Here is a 5,452-nt window from a genome sequence, read left to right as displayed (position 1 = left end):
TACGCGGAGTATGTTCGCCTTCGGTCCGGTCCCGATTTCGCAGCTGAAGTGGCCAATCAACAGGCCAATAGCTAAGGCTGAAGGGGGACATCGGCAATCATTAATCGGTGAGAAGTCGTGAGTCCGATCCTGTGCTTCTTGCTTCTTGCTTCTTGCCTCTTGCCTACCGCTAGCCACGGGTGAGAGGGTGCTTGAAACGTTGCCATAAGGTGAGGCTCTTCTTATCGCTGATCGAGAAAAAAATCGAACTCGTCGAGCGATTTCTGATCTATCCACGTATCGGAAATTCTTAATTTTCAGGAGCAGATATGAACACGAAAACTCTCTTTGTCGCCATTGTGACGTCAACGGCATTGGCGTTCGGAGCACCTGCCATCGCTGCAACACCCGCCCACGATGGCGCCGACATGCAGACAGGCATGCACAACGGCATGCAGGGTGATGGTAAGAGCATGCCTATGGGGGGCATGATGGGGATGATGAAAAATTGTCCCATGATGGCTCAGTTGCCACCTGGCAATGAGAAACTCTCAATGCAAATGCATGCCGAAATGATGAAAGCTATGGGAGATATTCTCAGCAAGTATGCGGACCAGGTCAAAGTGCCTGAAGGCAAGTGATTGCGACGCGACGATTGGATCTTAGCGTCTTTATTTGTGGAGGAACCAAAATGCACTGCAGTAAGAAGACGATGGCGTATCTAGCCGTGGGAATCGTGGCTGTTGCCGCCGCAGCCTACGCTCTCTTTCCTGGCATGCGTGAAACGGTACTGGGCACGACCCCGCTGTTGCTGGTGCTGGTTTGCCCGTTGTCGATGATATTCATGATGAAAACGATAAGTGGCCATAACCATGCTAAAGAGGCTGACCCGCCGCACAGAGACGTGAATCCTGCCAGACAGATAGGCTCGAAATAACTTCGGTGAGAACCACAAGGCTGCAGAGCGGAATCGGACGAGGCGAGACTCCTTCACGCCTCGCCCGGGCTGCGATGGCCTTTTGCACGATGCCTGGATTCCCGGTCCTGTATTCTCACCAGTACCATATGCTGAAGCACGCCGGTATGGACCTTATGCACAACGGCGAGGTCAAAGCCTCGCTCCTTTTCGTCTGAGGTTCACAGCGTGAGCGCACTGTTGCTGTTGCAAACCCTATTGGCTGTCGGCGCCGGACTGCTGCTCAACCTCACACCTTGCGTTCTGCCCGCCGTGCCCCTCAAGGTGCGTGCGGTATTGCGCGAAGCGGGCGAGCGTCGAGCGGTACGTCTGGCCTCTGCGGCGCTCTTTACGGCCGGATCCGTACTCTTCTTTGGCAGCTTGGGGCTGGCGACAGCCCTGCTGCAATGGCGATGGGGAGTGCTGTTCCAGTCGCAACCACTTTTGATTACCTTGAGTGCGCTGCTCGCTGCTCTGGCCGTCCTGAATTTCTTGGGCCGCAGCCTTCCTCTGCCCAATGCAGTGGCGACACTGCGCGGCAGACGTCTGCTTGAACCCTTCGTCTCCGGGCTGGTGAGCGCGCTATTGTCCACTCCCTGCACCGGACCGCTTTTGGGCGGCGTGTTGGTCTTTGCCCTGACACAGCCGATCACCAACATCATTGTCATCTTTGTCGCAATCGGTCTGGGGCTTGCGGCTCCCTACGTCGTGCTCATCCTGCGACCGAGCCTGCTCAAGCGTCTGCCACGTGCCGGAGCCTGGACGAAGGTCATTCAGCAAAGCTTTGGCTGGTTGCTGCTTGCAGCAGCACTTTTTTACGCACAAAGCTTACTGCCCGTCGCATGGGGTACCCCTCTATGGATAGCGCTGTTTGCCACCGTACTTGTGTGGGCGGCCGTCACGTTCTGGCGGACCACGGCGCGTAGCGCCCGCACGGCGGCGCTATTGGTGGGTAGCATCGCGGCAGCGCTCGGTTACTTCGGCTCGGACCTCGGGCAATCGGCAGAAACAGCCATCGCCTGGCAGCCGCTGCGCGCTACTGATGTGGCAGCCTTGTCGACGCTCGGCCGGCCGGCTCTAGTGGAATTTACGGCCCAATGGTGCATCAACTGCAAAGTCCTGGAGAAAACAGTGTACGCAGATAGGGATGTCGTCGCGGCCCTGAAACGCAGCAGAACCGTTGCGCTGCAGGTGGATCTCACTCGTCCGGATCCGCTCCTTGAACACCTGCTTGCCTTGCACGGCGGCGTGGGCTTGCCCTTTGCCGTCGTGCTCGACCACCAGGGAAACCAAGTACAAACATTCTCGGGGCTCTTTACCAGCGCGAGCCTCGTGCAGGCGCTGAACCAAACCCTAACGCAGGAAAACATATCATGAATCGTCTGACCCGATACGGGCTAGGGATACTTGCCACTGTCGTGATCGTCGCGGGCACCGCCCTCCTGATCGCACGCACACCCCAGACTCCCACCGATTCGACTGCGAGCGGCACCGCGACGTACACGGAATTTGCCGATTCGGCCAATCATGTCAAAGCATCACTCACCAAGACGGGACAGGACGGGGTGATTACGCTGCACATCGAAGGGGGTTGGCACGTCAACGCGAATCCCGCCTCCCTAGACAATCTGATCCCGTCCTCAGTACTCGTTATATACGATGGCAAAGAGCGTTCGGTGCAGGCCGACTACCCGGCCGGTGTAAGTAGCGGAATCAAGATCGATACGACCGATATCCTGGTCTACGACGACGGCACGCGCATCCCGGTACATCAGATCAAGATCGAAGCGGGCGAGCGCCTCGTCGTACGGGTTCAGGCTTGCAATGACCAAGGTATCTGTCTCCCACCTGCGACAATCCCGGTCGCTCAGGAGCAAGTCTGACTGCGGAGCCCGTGCCACGCCTTGAAGCAGAAGATCCTGCCGGGCGTAGATATGGATCGCCTTGAACAGATCATGACTTTCAACCGTTGAGTAAATCACTTCAAGAGGAGCATTTCATCATGCATACAGTGAAGAAACTGGCATTGGGCCTGATGCTCGGCGTGCCGCTCTCAGTCTTTGCCGCCAGCATCCCCGTCAAGATGTACAAGAATCCCGGCTGCGGATGTTGCGACCGCTGGGCCGCATACATGGAAGCCAACGGTTTCACAGTAGAAACGACCAATACGCCTGATCTCCGCTTCCATCAAAGCGAAGTACCACGTTCCCACGAACCTCGCAGGCTGTCATACGGCATTGATTGAAGGTCATGTAGTAGAAGGTCTGGTGCCTGCCAAGCATGTCAAACAGGTGCTCTCGGAGCATATTGCAGGCCAGGGGCTGTCGCTTCCCGGTATGCCGGTGGGCGCGCCGGGTATGCCCGGTGAACAGACAGGTCCTCTCACCGTCTACACGCTTGGGCCAGGCGCGCAGTCCAAAGTGTACGCAAGCTTCTAAACCAAATATCGAAGAAGTGATCCGCCGCCCAGCGTCATCACCGCGACCGCTGCTGTTCGGTCACTTCCTTTTGCATGCTCAGCACGTCGGGCGGCCAGCTGCTCTTGATGTAGGCGAGCACCGCAATGATCTGTTCATCACTCAGGGCGCTGCCAAATGCCGGCATGTCGCTCTGATAACCTGGTGGCGCGGTACGTCCCGGAATCAGGCCATTTTTCACCAGATCAAAAAGCACCGCATCGGGATGGTGCCAGGTATGGCCTGTAGGGTCATGCGGCGGCGCAGGCAGCCGTCCATTGGCAAGGCGTTCGCGCCAATTCGGCTGTCCTTGCAACTTTGCTCCATGGCAGGCAGCGCAGGTGTACGCATAAATCGCCTTGCCCTGCATAATCTGTCCCCGATTCGTAGGATCGATGAACGTCGCACTGGGTGGGAGACTGGCCCAATACAGCAGGGCCGCTCCCGCCACGGTCGCGGTGCCGATGGCTGCAACGGCCCATTTTCTATTAAATCGGCGAGATGCCATAGTCCGATGGTATTCGGGTTGATCGTGACCAGCGATTCCGGTGCAAGCCAAAGCCAGTTTTCGCTTGCGTCCTCACACTGCGACAGGAGAAAGCACTCCCAACCAAGCAACGCTTGCCAAGACGCATATGGCGAGCATCGATTCCATGAGCAGGCTCTTACGCAAAATTGCCGCAGCCTGACTACTATTTCCCGTAGTCAACGACAACTCCAGTTTCGGACTCAGTCTATACCGATTCGCCGCTGCCAGACAAAGCATGCCTACGAACAAGGTAAGCTTTCCCAGGAGCAGGCGACCATAGAGCGTCGTAAAGAGGGGGGCAAGCGATGGCCCCACGATTAGCAAGTAGTTGACGATGCCGGTCACGATCAACGTTGCGACAATAAGCGTGCCTATCGATGCAAAGCCGGTGGATGTTCGGCTGAGAATCTCAACTGACCCACGGACGCTCACCTTCCTCGTTACCGCAAGCATGAGAAAGGCTGCCAATGCTCCAACCCAGGCGCCCGCCGCCCATAGATGCGCGATGTCTGTGGAGAGGTGGATATATCCTCGAATGCCGTCGTCCATTGCCCCGTGGCCGGCCCAAGCGAGCGTCGACAGGGCGATGCCGCTTGCTCCTGCCAACCCAAGGAAGCGGAGCCTCGGATTCAGTTTCAACACCGTCATCAGGATGCAGACACCCAGAGCCACGATCCGAACACTCCAGGCTTGACCCATATGGGTGCCTGTCAAAATCATCTCGAATACATGAGCCGATAACTCACCATAGTCCTGAGCTCCAGACATTGCCTTCGCCATAACGGCCATAAGACACAGCGATAGCACCATGCCAACGAATGCCGTTACCCTCCCGAAAACAATGTATCGCTGCGCGATTCCTGACATACGCTCGTTAGTGTGCAAGGCGTAGACGCCAAACAGAGCGACGCCAAACAACGCTGCCATGTCCACGTAGAGTGCAACGCGCAACGCGATATTCAGCCAATCATCGACCATCGATTCATTTCACTTCGAAGGTGATCTGGCCAGTGACTGGGTGTGTGTCCGACGAAACGGCGCGCCAGTCTACGCGGTAATTACCGGCCGCTAGTGGGCTGTTGGGCGTGATCGTCATTGTCTTTCCGTCACCAGCACCCGAAACGTTGGCATTGATCTTCATTTCGCCGTGTCCCGGCATGCCAGGCATGCCGGTCATAATCAGGTTTGCACCGGAGAACTGCGTCACCAATGTTTCGGAAAACTTCAGTTCGATCGTTTTCGGTGCGGTGATCTGCGATTTATCGGTAGGCGCTGAGGACAACAGTGAGGGATGTGCAAATGCAGCGGTTGAGATCAGGCCGGCAACCATCGGCGCGATAATTTTTGCGATGAGATGTGAACGAGACATGGAAATTTCTACCGTGATATGTGATGTTGTATTAAAGGGAAAATGCCAAGATAAGGCTTGCAGGTTCGTAACGAAGTAAAACAAAAAAGCTAGTTTCCGGCCTGTTGATTGGCCACTTCAGCTGCGAAATCGGGACCGGACCGAAGGCGAACATACTCCGCGTA

The 5,452-nt window shown here is 56.5% G+C and carries 9 protein-coding genes; 6 read left to right on the top strand and 3 right to left on the bottom strand.

Features of this window, described 5'->3' with window-relative positions:
* Positions 1–308: 308 nt before the first annotated feature.
* The 6 genes from ACYVIT_RS17795 (at position 309) to ACYVIT_RS17770 (ending at position 3,372) form a co-directional block, all read left to right on the top strand.
* Positions 309–620 carry a hypothetical protein gene (locus ACYVIT_RS17795; RefSeq protein WP_415807117.1) on the top strand — a complete coding sequence of 104 codons (312 nt, stop codon included), beginning with the start codon at positions 309–311 and terminating at the stop codon, positions 618–620.
* A gap of 50 nt (positions 621–670) precedes the next feature.
* On the top strand, positions 671–916 hold the full coding sequence (locus tag ACYVIT_RS17790) for a DUF2933 domain-containing protein (RefSeq protein ID WP_415807118.1): 246 nt from the start codon (positions 671–673) through the stop codon (positions 914–916).
* Between the two features lie 207 nt (positions 917–1,123).
* A complete protein-coding gene (locus ACYVIT_RS17785; RefSeq protein ID WP_415807119.1) occupies positions 1,124–2,311 on the top strand; it encodes a protein-disulfide reductase DsbD family protein in 1,188 nt (395 codons plus the stop codon).
* Positions 2,308–2,817, top strand: a complete 510-nt coding sequence (locus tag ACYVIT_RS17780) for a protein-disulfide reductase DsbD domain-containing protein (protein ID WP_415807120.1) — start codon at positions 2,308–2,310, stop codon at positions 2,815–2,817. The genes ACYVIT_RS17785 and ACYVIT_RS17780 overlap by 4 nt, the downstream gene beginning before the upstream one ends.
* A 119-nt stretch (positions 2,818–2,936) precedes the next feature.
* Entirely contained in the window at positions 2,937–3,179 is a 243-nt protein-coding gene (locus ACYVIT_RS17775; RefSeq protein ID WP_415807121.1) for a DUF411 domain-containing protein, read from the top strand.
* A gap of 22 nt (positions 3,180–3,201) precedes the next feature.
* Positions 3,202–3,372, top strand: coding sequence for a DUF411 domain-containing protein (locus ACYVIT_RS17770; protein ID WP_415807123.1), 171 nt, complete (start codon positions 3,202–3,204; stop codon positions 3,370–3,372).
* A 37-nt stretch (positions 3,373–3,409) separates the two neighbouring features.
* On the opposite strand, the gene ACYVIT_RS17765 is transcribed toward ACYVIT_RS17770, so the two are convergent.
* The 3 genes from ACYVIT_RS17765 to copC all read right to left on the bottom strand — a co-directional run bounded on the left by ACYVIT_RS17765 (position 3,410) and on the right by copC (position 5,288).
* Positions 3,410–3,898: a c-type cytochrome gene (locus ACYVIT_RS17765; protein WP_415807124.1), complete on the bottom strand. Its 489-nt coding sequence runs from the start codon at positions 3,896–3,898 to the stop codon at positions 3,410–3,412.
* Between the two features lie 72 nt (positions 3,899–3,970).
* Positions 3,971–4,897, bottom strand: coding sequence for a copper homeostasis membrane protein CopD (gene copD, locus ACYVIT_RS17760; protein ID WP_415807126.1), 927 nt, complete (start codon positions 4,895–4,897; stop codon positions 3,971–3,973).
* Between the two features lie 4 nt (positions 4,898–4,901).
* Complete coding sequence (copC, locus tag ACYVIT_RS17755) at positions 4,902–5,288, bottom strand: copper homeostasis periplasmic binding protein CopC (RefSeq protein ID WP_415807127.1); 387 nt, start codon at positions 5,286–5,288, stop codon at positions 4,902–4,904.
* Positions 5,289–5,452 lie beyond the last annotated feature (164 nt).

This window comes from Bordetella muralis (assembly GCF_054781015.1).
The sequence above is the reverse complement of the archived record's forward strand: the minus strand, read 5'-3'. Positions and strand labels throughout refer to the sequence as shown.